An 18333-nucleotide genomic window follows, 5' to 3' on the forward strand; every position below is an offset into this window, starting at 1 on the left:
TGTTATACTGAAGCTAATGTGGAATGTTCCTCTACAAAGTTTTCCAGTAATTCTACCGCTTTATCGTTACCTCCGGCAAGATTAAAGGTATTCTGAACCTCTTGGGCTGCAGCTCTGTATTTAGGATTTTCCAGTAATTCAAAAACAGTTTCACGAAGGGCATCTACACGAAGCCTTTTGTATCGGATGCTGATTCCACAACCTGCCTGCTCAATTAATTTCGCAATATGGAAATGATCGTAAGCGATAGGCGTGATCAACATTGGTAAACCATTACGGAAAGTATCATTTACGGTATTGAAACCACCGTGGCAAATTACCATATCCATTCTTTGCATTACTGCAGATTGAGGCACGAAGCTGTTCACGATAAAGTTTTCCGGCCATTCTTCAAAGATTTCCGGTGGAGTAGCGGCAATCACAGTAACGGGTTGATCTTTGAATGCAGCGATGATCTTTTCAAAGAATGCTTTTCTGATGTCTACCAATAAAGTTCCCAATGATACGAAGATCTTTGGAGCAGTAGAAGCATTTAATTTATCCCAGTCAAATGGAGCATCGTTCGGACGGCCTTTTACCGGGCCTACAAATTTCATGTGAGATGGTACAGTATCAAAACCGGCAAAGGCTTGTGACGTAAATACCATATTCAGTTTATGAGAATGGATGTAAATACCTTCCTCATGAATGCCTACTTCTTTTTGCAGGTCTTTGATGAGGTTTTGCTGCCATTCCCAGATTTTTGGGGCACTTTTTTCAGTGTCTCCCATGACATCTGGTGGAACAGGTGTTGTCGTTACACAAGGAATATTATGTTTATGAGCGAAAAGTGCACCTCCGAAAGTGATACAGTCGTTCACGATCACGTCAGGCATCCAGCTTTCTGTTAATCGGGTTAATCCGGGCATCATCATTTTAGCAAAAGGAACATACGTTTCTTCTAATGCCAGTTTCATCACTTCAGGGCCTGAACAAGCCGGGCCATCATCCTGTCTTTTTAAAATGCGGGCGATTTCTTCTTGGTAAGGAATAAGATCTTCTTCAGGATAGTAGTAAGAACCTCCTTCAGGAATATGTTTACTGTCTAGTGGGGTAATTCCAAACCATTTTACTTCGTGCCCACGGGCAATAAGACTTGCTCCCACACTTAATGTAGGGCTCACATGTCCGAAAAATGGCGGAACAACGAATAAAAATTTAGATGGTTTTTCGTGTTTTGAGGCTTTTGTAATCGCCGTCTCCAATAAATTAGCTGCTGTAGATGCTCCTCCTGCTTCCATAAAAGATTGTCCTACTTTTTGAGCGGCCTCACGGTAGCTCGGGTTATTTAAAATTTGTTGTACTGTTTCTCTCAGGTGATAGGCTTTAAATCTGTTAAAGTTCAATCGTTCACCCGCTTCTGTACGTACTACACGCCCTGCAACGTGTGACTGGTCATAAGCAATTGGAATCACTACCAAAGGAATCCCGTTGGATAAGGTTTCAGAAACGGTATTGTGACCGCCATGGCAAACTACGCCGTCAAGATGAGGTAACAGATCCAATTGCGGAACCTGCTGATACACCATAAAGTTGTCCGGCCACTGCTCGAAAAGTTGTGGATCAGAAACTACTACCACTGTTAAATCTTCGTCTTTGAAAGCATCGACTACCTTTTGGAAGAATGCTTTTTTATGATCGTGATCGAAAGTCGTTCCGATGCTTACTAAAATCTTTTTATTGGTGGCACTTTTTAATCGGTCCCAATCAAATTCACAGGAGATACGTCTTTCAGTAAGAACTGGTCCCGTGAATTGATATTGAGGTGCTAGATCTTCCATATCCCCAAAGAAATAGGTTGAAGTTAAAACAAGGGTCAACAAATCTGAAGTGGCCAGAGAACGCTCTTCATTGAAGCCTAGCTCTTTTTGTAAGTCGATGATTTGATTCACTTCCCATTCGTGTACTTTTGGCAGCTCATTCATGATTTTAATGGCAGCCGGAGCCGTAACGGAAGTCGCATAAGGAATCCCTAATGCTTTTGCTGCTATCGGAGCGGCAAATAATTGGTGGTCACCAATAATCAAATCAGGTTGATATATCTTTAATAAAGCAACAATTCCATTATAGCAATGTCTGTTCAGTGGAATAAGAACTTCCTCGTAAAGGAACTTCACACTGTCGATTCCATACACTACTTTTTTGGAAATAATATCGAGATATTGTTCGCTTTCTTTCTTTTCTTCGTCGGTCTGATCGTATTGGATCAGTAATAATTTTCCTCCCTCCGGAAGTTTAGCCTCTAAAGTCGGGTCAAGGCTGATCCATGCTACTTCATGCCCTCTTTCCAACAGCGTAGCACCGATGCTTAGAGTAGGGTTGACATGTCCTGTCAAGGGTGGAACTATAAATGCAAATTTAGCCATGGTTCTTCGTTAAGATATTAGATAAAAACTGAGCGATCGTCTCTGCAATGAGCTGAGGTTCCTGAATCGGAATATTGTGATCGCCGGAAATTAATTCAAGTTCGGATTCATTGATTTGAGATTGCAGCCATTCTCCTGTAGGTCTGCAGTTGGAATCCGCACCGTAAAGCAATAACGTAGAAGCTTTCAGTTGACTGAAATCCGCTTCATCAAGGAAATGTTTTTCCCTGATCATATCTGCTTTGATGCTGGTTTGATTAAACAGAAACTCATACATACGATGGTTCTTTTCCATTTGTCTTTTGCCCATCTGGACTTTGGTGGTATCTGTAAAATTGGCTACATAATGCTCAAGGAATTCCTTGCTGTATTCATCAATGATATTCCTTGCTTTTTCATCCTGAGGATCAGGAGCTTCCATCACCACCAGTTGATTGACGCGTTCAGGATATGTTAATGCTGTTTTCAAAGCAATAAGACCGCCGAAGCTATAGCCTGTAAGATGTACTTTTTCCAGTTGAAGGTGATCCATTAAACCAATCAGATCGGATGACATGTTATCAAGGTCGTACCCATCCAAAAAGCGTTCACTCATACCGTGACTTTTCAGATCGTACATCACCACATGGAAATGTTTTGCCAGAATAGGGGCAATATTAAAATAATAAATGGACAGGTTACTGAACATACCGTGGATCAGTACCACGGTTTGTTCGGCTCCTTTGTTGAGTTCCTGTATGTGAACTTGTTTATTATTGACAGTGATTATTGGCATTCGTAGATATAATTGATGATCATACTAAGGTCAAGATTAATAAGCTGGTCAAGATCCATAGAAGATAACCAACCTGTAAAGTCGATCTGATCGCCAAAATGCGCCTTGATCTTTTCAGAGAAAGAGACAATCTCGATGCTGTCCATTTCAAGATCTTTGGTGAATGAACTTTCCGGAGTAATGTCCATCTCCTCTACAAATTCAGCACCTATCACTTCAGTAATAAAACCTTTTAATAAAGTAAAAAGTTCTTCGTGGTTCATTTTTAATGTTGCGTTTACAGTGTCCATCCGATAATATAATTTTTATGTTTAATAGTTTTGATTTCAATATTGTTGATCCACAAGTGATCATCTTTTATAAGTTCGACTTCGAAGGCTTTTGGGTTCCCTTTCAGTCCGGTTCCTAAGAATTTTCCGTAGGCTTCTTTCGCTACCCAGAAGCGGGTGGTCCATTCTGCCTGATCTTTTCCTTTTAACAAGGCTAATTCATTGTCGGTAAATACCAGATCATAGAATCCTTCGTTGCGTTCTTCCATGAGTTCCATATCGATTCCTACAGATTTGCCATATCTCGCAATACCCACAGCTTCTTTTCCTTTGTGAGCCAATGAAATATGAATGTTTTCTGTAAAATCACTGATGAGGTAAGGTTTCCCCACTTCATCGGATCGGATCTCGAAAGTAATCGGGAAGCAGGCATGATTTTTTTCCTGACGAAGAAGGTTTCTAACGGCATCTTTTACGGCAACACGGCTTACCATCCAGTTTTTCTTCTTGTTCGGTAATAATTGCAGATGATGCTGTTTTTCCGTTTGGTTGAAATATCTTTTCAGGATAAAATCCCATGAAGCTACTCTGGTATAGGCCTGATGGAAGAAAAATACTTCAGGAGCAATTTCTTCAGAAAGTCGGTTATGCAATGGCGACATGGAAACATTCCATAAAGCGGCATCAATTTCCAGTCTTCTGTTCTGCCATCCGGTGATCGCGCACCATACTTTTCCGTCTCTTTTCAGGATAATATCTGCAATGGCAAATTCATCGTTAAGCTCAGTCAGCATACAGGTGCATTCAAAAATACCTTCCTGATCGTGCATATCGCCAAAGAATTCAATATCTCTGATCTTCACAGGGAATGCAATACGGTCTTTCACCAGTGTAAGCTGTAACCAAAGCCCGAATAACTGTCCGGCATTGTCTAGCAGAGATCCTTTTCCGCCATTTCCTTTAATTTTTCCTACAATTCCTTTGTTTCCAACCGCTGAAACTTCCGTAATTCCCTGGTATTTATCGCCATGGAACATGTGGGCATCATAGATTTCTTCAGGGGTTCTTTCAATTGGTAAAAGGTCACCGACAGAAAGGTTGAATGTTGGAGTAGGGACAGGTGAAGATTTTAAGATCACTTCAGCATTGGCAAAGTTTTCAATATCCAGATACGCATGGTTTTCGCCACGCCATTGTCCTTTTACGGTTTTCTCAAAAGGTTGTGCTACATTCATCCACTGGAATACACTTACGTTCATGATTTTATGAACCTGTGTTCCCGGAATTTCCGCTTCTGCAATTTCTGCAAGCTGCTCAAAGATCATGGTCATCGGGATTACCGGTTCCATATCTGCTACATGAGCCCATCCTTTGGGCTGTCTCAATAAGCTGTGGTCGATCAGATAAGGATGACTTTCAAGCGTCACATACAGATCTTTTGAGAAAGTTGTGCTTCTTGGAGCTTTGGGAGCTGCTTGTTGTACTACAGGAGCCGGACGTGGAATGGTGATTTCCGGACGGTTCTGGAATAAAGTCAAGACTTCTTCCTGCATACGGATCATATCCGTAACATTGTCCTGAAATGCTTGTACCAGCGGGTGACCACTTTTGGCAGTCATGGCTGAAGCGGAAGCAGTATATTGTTTTGGGGTTTCAAAGGCTTGAGCTAATGCTTTTACTTCTTTAAAATTTCTGATAATAGGGGATCCTAATTCCAGTTTAATTCCTTTACCTGATGATTTTTTTGATTGATGCTGAAGCTCTAGAAAGTCAAGAGCAACCGTTTTGCCTTCTACAAATAAGGACGCAACCACACGTTGTAACTGTGCTAATGCAGAACGGGCAGGAACACTTGAAGCAATCGTGCTGAATGCTTTTCCTTTTAAAGTATCATCAATAAATCCGATCAGACCTCCTGTGCCCACCTGAATGAAAACTCTTACACCTTCTTCATATAATTTATCTGTCAGTTCACGGAAACGAACAGGTTCTACCAAGTGCTCAGCACTCAATTTTCTGATCGCTGCCTGATCTGCTGGATAAGGTTCTAATGTAGTGGCTGACCATAACGGGATCTTCGTTTTCTGGAACTGTGCTTTTTCCATTCCGGCAAGGATCACATCCAGTTTATCTGCGATAAAAGGAGAGTGGAATCCGGATTGGAATGGTAATACCTGATGGAAGATCTGTTTTGATTTTAATTGCGGAACCAATTCATCCAATGCAGCATTGCTTCCACAAAGAATCACCTGATTAGGACAATTGTCATTCGAGACATACAGGTCTGAAATTTCAGTAATAAAAGGCTGTACGACATCAATTCCTGCTCCAATGGCAATGAACTTGGAATCTTTTAATTCAAAAGTTTCCGGATTCAATACATCGATTAACGCTTTTACGGAATTGGCTTCTGCCAGCTCAGATGAATATCCTGCCAGCCATTCTCCTAAACTGTGTCCCGCATTCATATCCGGGATGATTCCGAGCTTTTTCAATGAATTGTCAATGATACTGCAATTGTTGAAGATATTTAAAGCATCGGTTAAAAGCCCTTCACCTTCGGTTTCTATAGGAGCTGTTAATCCGAAATAACGGCTTACGCTTTCCACCTCACCTTTTGCCAGTCCATCCAATCCAGGGAATACAAAGGCTACTTTTCCGCCATCTTTTAATAATGGAGTAGAAGTATACCAGATGTCCTGTTTGTTTTTCCAGATCAGGTTTTTAGAAACGATTTTAAGGGATTTTTCTATTCTCGCAGGCGTAGGATCGAATATCGCTACTCTGAAATCTCCTTCACCTGTTGTTGTTTCGTTATTTTTTAAGGCAGAAACCAGCTCTGCGTGGGTAGGTCTTGCCAATAGCAATACGGTGTCTTTTTTCGGCATATCATAGCCTTCAAGAACAACGTGAGCATTGATTCCTCCAAATCCGAAAGCGTTGACTGCTGCTACTTTTGGCAGCCCTGTTTTTGACCAGTTTTTAGCTTCCTGTACAGGCTCAAATCTTGTGTTCTGCATTTCTGCAGTAGGATTTTCACAGTATAAGGTTGGTGGTAATGTGTCGTGGTGCAAGGCAAGACAGGTTTTGATCAGTCCTGCGATTCCTGCAGCCGGCATAGCATGCCCAATATTGGACTTTACCGATCCGATTCCTGCTGCCGGAACCGCTTCTTCTTTCCCAAAGAACTGTGCTAAGGTCTGAAGTTCTGTTTTATCTCCAAGCGGAGTTCCGGTACCATGAGCTTCAAGGTAACCTACTTTATTTTTATCCAGATCCGCATTGATCCAGGCTTGTTCTAAAGCTTTCAGCTGACCTTTTACGGATGGGCTCATCACGCTGGTTCCGTTACCATCACTGCTGACACCCACCCCTTTGATCACCGCATAGATTTTATCCTGATCGCGAACAGCGTCTTCTAATCGTTTTAAAACGACGAAACCACAACCTTCACCAATCAGCAATCCATCAGCATCCATACTGAAGGGCTTGATTTGCTGTTGACGGGACATCGCTCCTAATTGAGCAAAAATACTCCAGAAAGCAGCATTTTGTCCGGTGTGAACACCTCCGGCAATCATCATATCAGAACGACCTCTCTGAAGTTCCTGTACAGCATGATCTACAGCGATTAAAGCGCTGGCACAAGCGGCATCCACAGTAAAAGCAACGCCTCCAAGATCAAAACGGTTGGCGACCAATGAAGCTACCAGATTGGGAATCAGTCCCATGGCAGTATCAGCAGCGAAACGTCCTTTTCTTTCCTGGAAAGCATGTTTTACTTTTTCAATATCAGCAGAAGATACCTGAGGCAGCAATTCCTGCAATAAAGAGGAAATCTGTTCTCCGGTTCTTACAATTTCAATGGCACGGGTAGCTCCCGGCCCGGTATAATTTCCTTTCCCAATGATAATTCCTGCTTTTTCAAGGGAAGTATTCTTTTGAAATACTCCGGCATCTTCCAAAGCTTTTTGAACTAAATCTAGGGTTAGTAAATGATCGGGTTCAGTTCCTTCCACAGCAAGGGGTAAAATTCCAAAGCTGGTAGGATTAAACTCATAATCAGGAATAAACCCGCCTCGTTGGCAATAGAAACGATCGACAGGGTTCGTGGCATCACTAAAGTGTACCGGATCTATCCGATCAGCCGGAGCCGATTGGGTAGAGTCTACTTTATTGACAATATTCTGCCAAAAAGTATGGGCATCCTGCGCCCCGGGAAAGACGCAGGATAGTCCAACTACAGCAACATCTGTTTTTTTCATGGTTAGTGTATACAGAGGATTACCAATTATTTCCTGACATGATAAGCACTTGGCTTTCAGTTCCGTATTTTATTTCATTAAGGAAGATTTCCTTTCCTTCATCCAATGGGATCATAGAAATACCTCTACGTTCGTATTCAGATTCAAGGGTAGAAGAAACCATTCCGGCTCCTTTCCAAGGTCCCCAGTTGATGGAAATTACTTTTCCTTTTAATCTTTTATTCAGAGCGTTAGCGTAATCATCCAGTACACTGTTGGCAGCAGCATAATCTGTCTGGCCTTTGTTACCATATACTGATGCGATACTTGAGAATAATACCACAAACTGACAGTCTGTACGAAGTTGTTCAGCCAATACACGAAGTGGTTTTACTTTGGTATCAAATACGCGCCCAAAAGATGAAGTGGTTTTTTGTTTGAATAATTTATCTTCTAAAAGACCTGCTCCATGAATTACACCATCTAAACGGTTGTATTTTTCATAAATACCGCTGATCAGATTGCTTAATCCTTCTTCGTCACAAAGGTCTAATGATTGATAAATAATCGTGTTTCCAAGCGCTTCCATATCACGGATGGTGCGTAGGATCTGATTATTTTTGAAAACTTTTGTGGTTTCTTTTTCGATCTCAGCAGGGGAAGTGAATTTTCCGGATTTGATCAGGAATGCTCTGATTTCCTCTTTCGTCTTCATTCCTTCGAATTCTTTAGCAGAAACTTCATTTCTTGGATCTGCTGATCTTCCTACTAAAATATAAGTACATGGGTAAGCCTGAGACATGTGTTTCACTAATTCTGCAGTGATTCCCTGTGCTCCGCCTAATACCAATACTACAGATTTCTGATCTAGCTGAATGTGTGCTTCATTTAAACTCGTTGACAATGGGGAAGGGATAATATCTACCTTATGTCTTTTTTCGTTTTTATAAATCACTTCAGCAGGTTTATCATTGGTAAGAATTTCCTTTAAAGTAATTTCAGCGATCTGATCTACTTCCTGAGGAGTACTCAAGCTGATTAATCTGCAGGTTGTATGATCGAATTCTCTCGCCAAGCTTTTGAAAAGTCCAGGATAACCTTGGTGATGACGTAAAACACTTACATCGGTTACTTCCTGAATGTGAGCTGCAATATCAGAGATTAAGTATACCCATTTTGCTTTATCAAAATCAAGTTTTTTAATTAAATCAACGTGATCGATAATACTTGGTTTATCTGTAGCTGAGAATAAGTCTAGCATAATCAATCCATCAACATTTGAAAGATCTTTGTCTGCCTCTACCAATTCTACGATAGCTCCATGTTTTTCCAATTCAGCTTTAATCGCTGAGGTTTGTTGGCTGTCATCCTGAGTGATGGCGAAACGTTTTCCTTGCAGAACCTCTGTGTTTTGTACTGATGAAGCATCTGTAGGAGTGATATCAAAACGAAGACGTGATAATACATTGTTTGTAGCTTCAGAAGTTGTTTCTTCCTTTACTTCGTTTTTTACTTCACTGTTGTCTCCGCTCATTTCACTGATCCAGCTTGCCAATCCACGAAGGGTTTTAATAGCCGCTAGTTTTTCCATTACATCATCGGCCTGTTCAAGGTTTTTACCGAAACCGATTTTGTTTTTAAGATCAGCAATGATTTCCATACGCTTGATAGAATCGATACTAAGATCTGCTTCCAAATCTAAGTCTAGACCTAGCATTTCTTTTGGATATCCTGTTTTTTCACTTACGATATTCAGGATTGCATTTTGAAGGTCTTCTAATGATAAAGTCGCTTTTGCTTGTGGCGTTGAAGTTGCTTCAGCTGAAGTTCCGTTTTTTTCAGGAGTTGCCGGTGCTGCATCTGCTCCTGAGAATTCAGTAAGCCATGAAACTAATCCGCTCAGGGTTTTGATTCCTGCCAATTGTTCCATCACCATATCTTCATTGGTGTTGCCTTTTGCTAAAGTTCCCAATTCGTTACGAAGTGTTCCGATGATTTCCACTCTTTTGATAGAGTCGATACTTAAGTCTGCTTCAAGGTCCATTTCCATACCCAGCATTTCCTGAGGATATCCTGTTTTATCACTTACAACCTGTAGTAATAAAGCTTTGATATCTCTTGTTGGAGCGGCTTTTACTGCAACGGCAGCAGCTGTAACGGCAACTGTTGTTGCTTGTTGAACCTGCTGTACAGGGATTGTACGTTCCGGAGAAGGAGCCGGCATTGGAGTATTGTAAACAGGCATTGGATTCACCTGAGGATTCTGTCCCATAAAGGAAAGCATCACATCACGTTGTGCCTGTATCATTAATTTCATGCTGTTTAAATATTCCTGCAGCATACGTTCTGCCGTAGATAGGCTTTCCGGTGCAGGAGCTTGCGTATTATGAGTCGTAAAATTGTTCATAGGAATAGGATTTATGATAGGGAGTGCACCATTAGCAGGTAATGAGCCTGTTGTCGGATGTGCAGCTTGTCCGTTAACGCGCCAGATGGCAGGGCTTTTCTTATACAATTCAGGCTGGTTGATGTCAACAAGCTGAACGAAGCGGCCATCGAAAAGTTTCTCAATATTGAAGTTGCGTCCGGTTCCTAAATACTGAGCTAACATGCATAATAAATGAGTGAATTTATTACGGCTGCTGTCTTCAACATATAAAGTCAACTGATCTTTTTCAATACATGATTTTGCCAATCCTGTAAGGACTTTTCCAGGTCCTACCTCGATGAAGATTCTTGCTCCATCGTTATACATCGCTTGCATCTGCTCCACGAATCTTACTGGCTGTACCAGGTGGTCAGTTAATCTTTCTTTGATATCTGAAGGATTCGACGGATATACTTGTGCTGTTGTATTAGACCATACAGGAATCTGCATTTCCTCAAAAGGAACATCTTTTAATACATCAGCGTATAAATCTTTTGATTTTGCCAATAATGGGCTGTGGAATGCACATGCCACTTCTAATTTTTTAGCAGAAATTCCTTCCTGTTTAAGGACTTCCAATAAAGTATTGATCGCTGGTGTACTTCCTGCAATGACACATTGAGTAGGAGCATTGAAGTTAACAGGATAGCATCCTTCCACTTTAGCAATGATCGGCTGTAAACGTTCGTGAGTAGCACTTGCTGCTAACATTGAACCTGGATCTCCACCTTCTACTGAATCTAAAATTGACTGCGCTCTTTGAATACTTAAATCAACCAGTTTATCCTCACCAAATACTCCTGAGAAACATAGAGCAGGTAATTCACCATAGCTATGGCCAGCAAGCATATCAGGAATAATTCCTAATGATTCTAAGAATTTGGCCAATGCAAGATCAACGATTCCTAGAAGCGGTTGTGCTAAACGGGTGTCTTTAATGGTTTCTTTCTGTTGTTTTAAATCCGCTTCATTGAATGTTGTTGAAGGGAATACTACTTTTTCAAGCTCAGGATAGTTATCGATCACTTTACGCATAGTCGGGAAAACTACGAACAGATCACGAGCCATATTGATTCTCTGACTTCCTTGTCCAGGGAATGTGAACGCTACTTTACCTTCTTTTTTATTAACAGTGAAAGTGTCTTTGGTTTCAATCCCTAGCAATACCAGTTCAAGCTTCATCATCAGGTCTACAGCGTTATCCGCTACGACACTGAATTGAATTGGCTTCTCTGAAGAAATGCTTAAACTGTAAGCAATATCTTTTAATGGAATCTCATCATTGATTTCTAATAACGTTTTGATCTGACTTGACTGTCCTTTTGCTTCTTCATACGTATCCCCCCGGAATACAAATAATTCTGAAGGCCATGACTGCATAGCGATAGAGTCATCCTGTTTCGGATGGTTGGCAATTACGGTGTGGAAATTAGTTCCTCCAAATCCAAAAGCACTGATTCCTGCATAACGATTTTTCTCCGTCCATAATCCCGTTTCCGCATGGAAAGAGAACGGGCTGGTTTCAGCGTTATAATAAGCATTCGGCTGTTTAAGGTGAAGGGTAGGAGGTTTTACTCCATGATAAACGGCCAAAGAAGCTTTGATTAAACCTGCTAATCCTGCAGCACACTTAGTATGTCCGATCTGTGTTTTTACAGAACCTAAATGCGTCTGTCCCGGTAATGCTCCCGAACGACTGAATAGATTCGTTAAAGCACTTAATTCTGTTTTATCTCCAACAACAGTTCCTGTACCGTGAGCTTCTACCAATCCTACAGAGGCGGCACTGATTCCGGCTTGAGTATAAGCACGTTCTAAGGCTCTTACCTGACCAACTTTTCTAGGAGCAGTGAGACCAAGGGCTTTGCCATCACTAGATCCGCCAACTCCTTTGATTACCGAATAAATACGGTCACCATCGTTGATGGCATCTTCATATCGTTTTAAAACAAGAATAGCGATTCCTTCTCCAAGGGCAATTCCGTCTGCTTCACTATCGAAGGTAGCACATCTTCCTTTTCTGGAAAGAGCGTGAGTACTGGAGAACATCAGGTAATCGTTGATTCCGTTGTGTAAATCTGCACCTCCGGCAAGAACCATATCAGATTTACCCAATACAAGCTCCTGACATGCTAGGTCAATAGCTGCCAAAGATGAAGCACACGCTGCATCTACCGTGAAGTTTCTACCACCAAGATCCAGACGATTGGTAATCCTACCTGCGATCACATTGGCCAGAATACCAGGGAAAGAATCCTCTGTAGTATGAGGGAAAGCCTCTTTTACTTCTTCGTGAAGCTCTCCGAATACTTGTTTATAATATCCTCTGAAACTATAGCTGTTGGCAAGGTCATTCCCTCCCTCAGCTCCAATAATTACAGAAATGTTTTCTCTATTAGTATGTTTTTCACCATATCCTGCATCTTCCATCGCACGTTTTGCTACCAATAACGTAAGTAATTGTGTAGGTTCAATAGCAGCTAGAGATTGTGGCGGAATTCCGAATGCAAGTGGGTCAAAATCAATTTTCGGAATGAAACCACCCCATTTTGAATGGGATACATCTGCTTCATCTGAATCCGGCTTGTAATAAAGATCTTTATTCCATCTTTCGTCCGGAACTTCGGTAACGCTGTCTTTTCCTAAGATGATGTTTCTCCAGAATTCATCCAGGTTTTTAGCACCCGGAAAAATACATTCCATTCCGACAATGGCAATGTCTAATGGTTTTTCGCTGGATGTTGGTTGTTCTGCCAACTCAGCATTCTGAATGTATTCGTAATTGCCAATACTTACGTTTTGATGAAGTTCCTCAAGAGTAAGCACTTTGTTTTGCATTGTGGCAATCTGGCCGATCATGTACATTCCAAGGTCCAACTGGTCGTCTTTAGGAATGTTTACTAGCTGATCTCCCTGACGTTCTATTCCTTTAGCAGCAATTCTTAAGCGGCCTACGTTTAATTTTTCCAGTTTTTCCCATACATCTTTTTTATCTGTTCCGGCAGCTAAAAGTTTAGCTTTTTCAGTATTGAAGTGGTTGGCAAATGCAGTATTTAAACAACGGGTTTCATGTCCCGGAGCTGTTTCTAATAAGACGGTATCTTTAGCCTGCATTGCCTGTAACTGGAATTCTTCCTGAATAGCTCCTGTTTGTACAGCTTCCTGAGTATACAGATAAGCAGTTCCCATCAATACACCCACTTTCACTCCTCTGGCAGCTAATGGAGCGGCCATGATAGAAACAAATGCTGTTGAGAAATCATCATGGATTCCACCGGCAAAAAATACACTGATATTTTCCGGATGGTCTTCTTTTAATATACGTTCAATCTGTTTTTCCCAAAGAACCGTACTGGATAATGGACCTACGTGACCACCGCATTCACGACCTTCGAAAATGAAATTTTTTGCACCTTTTTTAAGGAAAATATCCAACAAGGCAGGAGATGGAACATGCAGGAATGTCTTTATGCCTGCTTTTTCAAATACTTTAGCCTGTGCCGGTCTTCCTCCGGCGATCAACACTGCAGGAGGTTGTGCTTCAAGGATATAAGAAGTTTGTTCGTCTCTTAATTCCTGAGGCGCAAACCCTAAAATACCTATACCCCAGGTTTTATTACCAGCCAATTCTTTTGTTTCCATCACCAAAGATTTGGCAGAGTTTCCTTTCAATAATGATAGGGCAATAAATGGTAAAGCACCTGCTTCGGCCACGGCATTGGCAAATCCTGCTACATCACTTACACGGGTCATTGGCCCCTGTGCAATGGGATAGGTAAGACCAAGCTCCTGAGCTAATGGATTATTTTGGTCAATAACCTGAAGTGCTTTTGCCTGCTTCAGATGACCATACATGGCTTCTTTGAATCCAAAAGCCATTTTTTTCAATGTTCTGAACTCTTCATAAAGGTCTGTAGCCAGCGAAATGTCTTGTCCCATTGGGATATAGCTTTTGCTGATATCGAGATCAGTAAAATATTGTTTAAGATCTTCAGCATTGATATCATCCGGTAGTGAAGGCGAATTAGGCCTTACCAATACACGGTGATTAGCAATGATTTTGGTTTCGGTTCCGTTCAGTTTTGAGGATAAATCCTTAATGTCTTTTGGAACTGAACTTTCAGGGAATAAAGCAAGCTGACTGTCCAGTACAATACCTGCTGCCCCCAACGCTTTCACAGCTGCAGCGGTATGGAGTCCTATTCCTCCTTGTACCCAAACTGGAATGCTTGTGATTTCCTTGATAATGCGCTGGAATAATACAAATGTAGATTCGTAGCCGATTTGACCTCCTGCTTCATTTCCTTTGATGATAATTCCTTTAACTCCTGATTGTTCAGCCTGTCTTGCTTCTTCTAAACTGGTTACCTGATAGATAATATCCAGTTCTGGGTTTTGAGGAACTTTCATTCCGAATGGTAAGATCGCAAATCTTACACTTTCAGGAAGTTGAAGCGCTGATAGTTTTTCATTAGAAACATAAATACCATAAGAGGGTAGGTCTGTTTCTTCCAGTTGGCTAAGTGCTGCCTGGGCATTCGTTAACTCTTGGCCTAAGCTGAGGACAGGAAATATACCCGCCTGATGCAATTTAGGTATAAGGTTGACATCCGGCTTTTCAAATGGCGTTAGTCCAATGATGGTTAAGTTTTTCATGGCGTGATATGTTAGTAAAGATTTTGCAAAAAACACATAAGTCTTTGAGACAAAGAAGAATGTCTTATTACAAAACCATAAAATTGGTTTTTATTATATTTTCACTGGTAAAGCTTATTTGTTGAAGATTTTTCAACAACACGTGATGGGTCCTAAAGTGATTAGGATTGTGATTTGTGTCCGGCTTTTCAAAAGGCATTAGCCTAATAATGGTCAAGTTTTTCATTGCATTTAGTATTAAAATAATAATATGCGATTTTGCATTAAAACATCAATCTAATGGTAATAAAGACTGATTGTTTGTGATGCATGAATAAAAATAATAAATTTATGATATGTTGTTAATCATAAATAAAATTCGATAATAATTTTTTAACAAACAAATGTTAATTGTTCAAATGTTATAAAAGTATACGGTTTATTTTCTTATTCGTTATAAACAAGCCGGCACAATCTGCGTAACCATAAAAATAAATAATTATAGTTAAAGAAATGTTAAGCAAATATAGAAATAAAAAATAAAATATTTCAAAAATAAGAGATTTGTTTTTTTGTATATTACAAAAAGATAACATAAATAATTACCGCATAAAATCAGCAAAACCGGATGTTTGAAAAGCATGAAATTTTGAGTTGATTTTGTATGAAATTGATTTATATCATATTATTGACGTATTGGAGAATTGCTTTTTGTGAGTTATTTTATCCAGATTGGGATTTTGAAAAGAAGGATAATTTTATGTTATAGAGTAAACATATTACGGAAATATGAAATATAAATGAAAAAAAGCAGCGAAATGCTGCTTTAGTTTTTATAAAAAGGTCAAAAAGTAGAAATTTAATTGAATTTTATAAGGATTTATTCACGCTTAAAATGCTTTCCGCTTTTTCTATAATCAGTAAGTTTTAAAATATACTCAGGTTGTACTGTTTTGCCAGATCTAGAATAATATGGTATCCAGCCAATGAATTTCCATGTTGATCCAATGCAGGACTGAATACACCAATACCCATTTTTCCGGGAACGCTTACGGTAATTCCGCAGCTTAGTATTTGTGGCTCTACTATTTTGGCTGTGTCTGCATTTTTTGTATGTGAAACTTTTGATATACTTCTTGTTTGTAAATGTATTAATCGGTAAGTTTTTGTTATCATTAGAAGTGAATTAGTCTGTGAACTCAAATCTGTAGATTTTGCTACTTTCATCAAGCTGTTTGATAATAGCCATGGTTTCTGAATGAGGAGTGTTGTGTGTATTGATAAAACTGGAATAGATGTTGGCATATTCATTATAAATATTGGTTGAAAAAATACCAGTATCATCAGTTCCTACTACAATAGCAGGGATATTTTTTCCTTCTTTTTTCCATCGGATCCAATTGGCTAAATGATAAGTATCGAAATCTTTATGAAAGCCAATCCTTACATTGCTAGTAGGAAGTGTCTCAATCACAATTTCTTTTTCACTCATTAATTGTAGTAGTGTAAGCTGTATTTGCTCTACTTGTTCTTTTTTTAGAATTTCAAATGGATCAATGGTAATGATTTCGTTAAACTTTTCTCTATTCTGTTTTCTATGATAAGCTTCAAATGCTCTCCATGCAGGGTTATCTGTTAGTAGTTTTCTTTCTTTTATCCAATTTTTTTCGACCACAAAGTTCCATTCGTTATTGTCAAAAACTGAAACAGAACGAATGTTCTCCTTATTAGATTCTAGGGTGTGAACAGGACAGCACTGTCTCATTAGCCATGCTCTTTCAAGTACCTCCATCGAAAAGTATTCATTATAAAGAGTAAAACATAAATTACTTACTTCATTACTAATATAAGGAATCGTTCCTTGCAGAGGTATTATTCGGTATTTCATGATAAGATGGTAACAAAATATCAAATTATCCATATGATCTCCTTTTTTTATTCGGAGGCTGTTTCCAATCACTTTGGACCAAAGATGGACGGATAATCCGGAAGCTGTAGCGTGGCCTATACGATCTCCTGTTCTTAAATCGCAGAAGTGAATAGCTTCATATATAGCTCTAAGTCCGTCCAATACATGATAGAAATCTTCTCCTGCATGATAGGTAAAATGTTGAATACCTGCTCGCCTCATCATTCTGAATAGGGGGGCAAAGACTTCGGGAGGAGCATCGAATTCACTGGATGCGGCATCAATTCCTGTTATCTTTCTTCTATATTGCGAATGATTTTTTAAAAGGTATGCCAATACTTTGCCTCGTTTTATGAGGTCATAGCGCAATTCTTTGTGGCGGATTGTTTTATCTATTCTTTTTTCAGGTCTTTTGATGAAATGGGCAATTAAGCACAACTGTGGAATAGGAGAATTATTGTTCTTATCATAAATGTCTTTAAGTAGTTTATTCCAGCCTTTGTAGATTTTACTGATAAAAGAAATCATATCCTGTTGGGTAGCTTTTGGAGAAAAGCGACCTTCAAGAAAATGGAGGTTGGACATATTGTTTCCATGCATTTGATGATAGCGCCGCATATATTCTTTTTCGCTACCTTCTCTTAATTCATTGAGGGTATGTTTTTGGAACTGTTCAAATCCGTTTTGGTGAGTCTGCTGAACCAATAACCGATTGGTTAATCCTAATATAAGTAAGTAAAAGTGAAGTAGCCCTGCAAGTATTTCATTGGGATTGTTTTGTAAACGGTCGAGAATCATAATATGCATCAATGCTTCAATAGACATCTCATTAGGATGTCTTTGTATACTAGTACAAACAAGTGCTCTAAAGGGATGTTGATAGTTGCCTGGATAACTGGAAAAATCATTAACCAGTTTTTGTAAGAGGACCATTTTATTTTTCTCTTTATAAATAGCAGCTTCATCGGGAAATAGAAAAACATAAAATAATTCCCGAAGTCTTTGGGCTATTTTTAAGAGCTTATAATAATTTAAAGGAGTGAATTGTACAGATTCCTGTTCCAGCTGCTCTTTTACTTTTGTACTTTTATAACCTTTTTTTAGATGATAATATACTTCTTTAGGGTTGAATAAATAATCCTGCCAAACCTGATCTGTTTCCAGTGCACCATTTAAATGCATATGCAAATCGTGAAGCCCTTTATTTTCAGCAATGAAATAATTGAGGTGTGGTATTTTTGCACTTGGAATAGAGGTGTATTGTGTATTAGGTACAATATAAGTATTGAAATACTTTACTCTATCTTCTAAGCTGAATTTGTCATTTGTTTTCTTGAATAGCAAAAGGCTTTGCAGCCACAAAGGTGGGATGAAAGTGAGGATTTCTTGCCAGTCATTATGCTTTTCCTGCCTGATGTAAATTCTGTTATTTTCCAATTCTAAATAAGAAGACACGAAATCGGGCATAGTGGCAGTAAATAAAACTGATAAACTCTTGGTTGTATCAAAAACTATGGTTTGCTCAAGTCTGTATAAATGGTCAGGCAGTAAGAAATTTTGTGCCCTTTTTTTTAAAAAAAGGCGCATTTTTATTTCCTCAATACTTACATATTCTTCATTGAGATACTGAAGCAGGGATTCGTTATCTGATAGTAGGAATTGAAGCAT

Annotated in this window: 7 protein-coding genes; all 7 read right to left on the minus strand. The window is 39.5% G+C overall.

Going from position 1 to position 18333, the window contains the following annotated elements:
• Positions 1–2: 2 nt before the first annotated feature.
• The gene (locus EG344_RS18300; protein ID WP_123910806.1) at positions 3–2405 is read right to left on the minus strand and encodes a glycosyltransferase; all 2403 of its coding nucleotides are present in this window, start codon (positions 2403–2405) and stop codon (positions 3–5) included.
• Positions 2398–3180 (minus strand): alpha/beta fold hydrolase, encoded by a 783-nt coding sequence (locus EG344_RS18305; protein WP_123910807.1) that lies wholly within the window; start codon positions 3178–3180, stop codon positions 2398–2400. Before EG344_RS18305 ends, EG344_RS18300 begins: the two co-directional genes overlap by 8 nt.
• Entirely contained in the window at positions 3171–3470 is a 300-nt protein-coding gene (locus EG344_RS18310) for an acyl carrier protein (protein ID WP_002977699.1), read from the minus strand. Before EG344_RS18310 ends, EG344_RS18305 begins: the two co-directional genes overlap by 10 nt.
• Complete coding sequence (locus EG344_RS18315; protein WP_123910808.1) at positions 3458–7714, minus strand: type I polyketide synthase; 4257 nt, start codon at positions 7712–7714, stop codon at positions 3458–3460. Before EG344_RS18315 ends, EG344_RS18310 begins: the two co-directional genes overlap by 13 nt.
• A 19-nt stretch (positions 7715–7733) precedes the next feature.
• Positions 7734–14777, minus strand: a complete 7044-nt coding sequence (locus tag EG344_RS18320) for a type I polyketide synthase (protein WP_123910809.1) — start codon at positions 14775–14777, stop codon at positions 7734–7736.
• 906 nt (positions 14778–15683) lie between these two features.
• Positions 15684–15932 carry a glutaminase gene (locus tag EG344_RS18325; RefSeq protein ID WP_228412760.1) on the minus strand — a complete coding sequence of 83 codons (249 nt, stop codon included), beginning with the start codon at positions 15930–15932 and terminating at the stop codon, positions 15684–15686.
• Between the two features lie 10 nt (positions 15933–15942).
• On the minus strand, positions 15943–18333 hold the full coding sequence (locus EG344_RS18330; RefSeq protein WP_123910810.1) for a hypothetical protein: 2391 nt from the start codon (positions 18331–18333) through the stop codon (positions 15943–15945).

Origin of the sequence: Chryseobacterium sp. G0162, from assembly GCF_003815715.1 — a bacterium.
In the GTDB taxonomy this organism is placed as follows: domain Bacteria; phylum Bacteroidota; class Bacteroidia; order Flavobacteriales; family Weeksellaceae; genus Chryseobacterium.

Excerpts from the sequence above, each read along its gene's own strand:
- EG344_RS18325 (WP_228412760.1), bottom strand. The coding sequence starts at position 15,932 with ATGATAACAAAAACTTACCGATTAATACATTTACAAACAAGAAGTATA.
- EG344_RS18315 (WP_123910808.1), bottom strand. The coding sequence starts at position 7,714 with ATGAAAAAAACAGATGTTGCTGTAGTTGGACTATCCTGCGTCTTTCCC.
- EG344_RS18310 (WP_002977699.1), bottom strand. The coding sequence starts at position 3,470 with ATGGACACTGTAAACGCAACATTAAAAATGAACCACGAAGAACTTTTT.
- EG344_RS18300 (WP_123910806.1), bottom strand. The coding sequence starts at position 2,405 with ATGGCTAAATTTGCATTTATAGTTCCACCCTTGACAGGACATGTCAAC.
- EG344_RS18320 (WP_123910809.1), bottom strand. The coding sequence starts at position 14,777 with ATGAAAAACTTAACCATCATTGGACTAACGCCATTTGAAAAGCCGGAT.
- EG344_RS18330 (WP_123910810.1), bottom strand. The coding sequence starts at position 18,333 with ATGCTTCAATTCCTACTATCAGATAACGAATCCCTGCTTCAGTATCTC.
- EG344_RS18305 (WP_123910807.1), bottom strand. The coding sequence starts at position 3,180 with ATGCCAATAATCACTGTCAATAATAAACAAGTTCACATACAGGAACTC.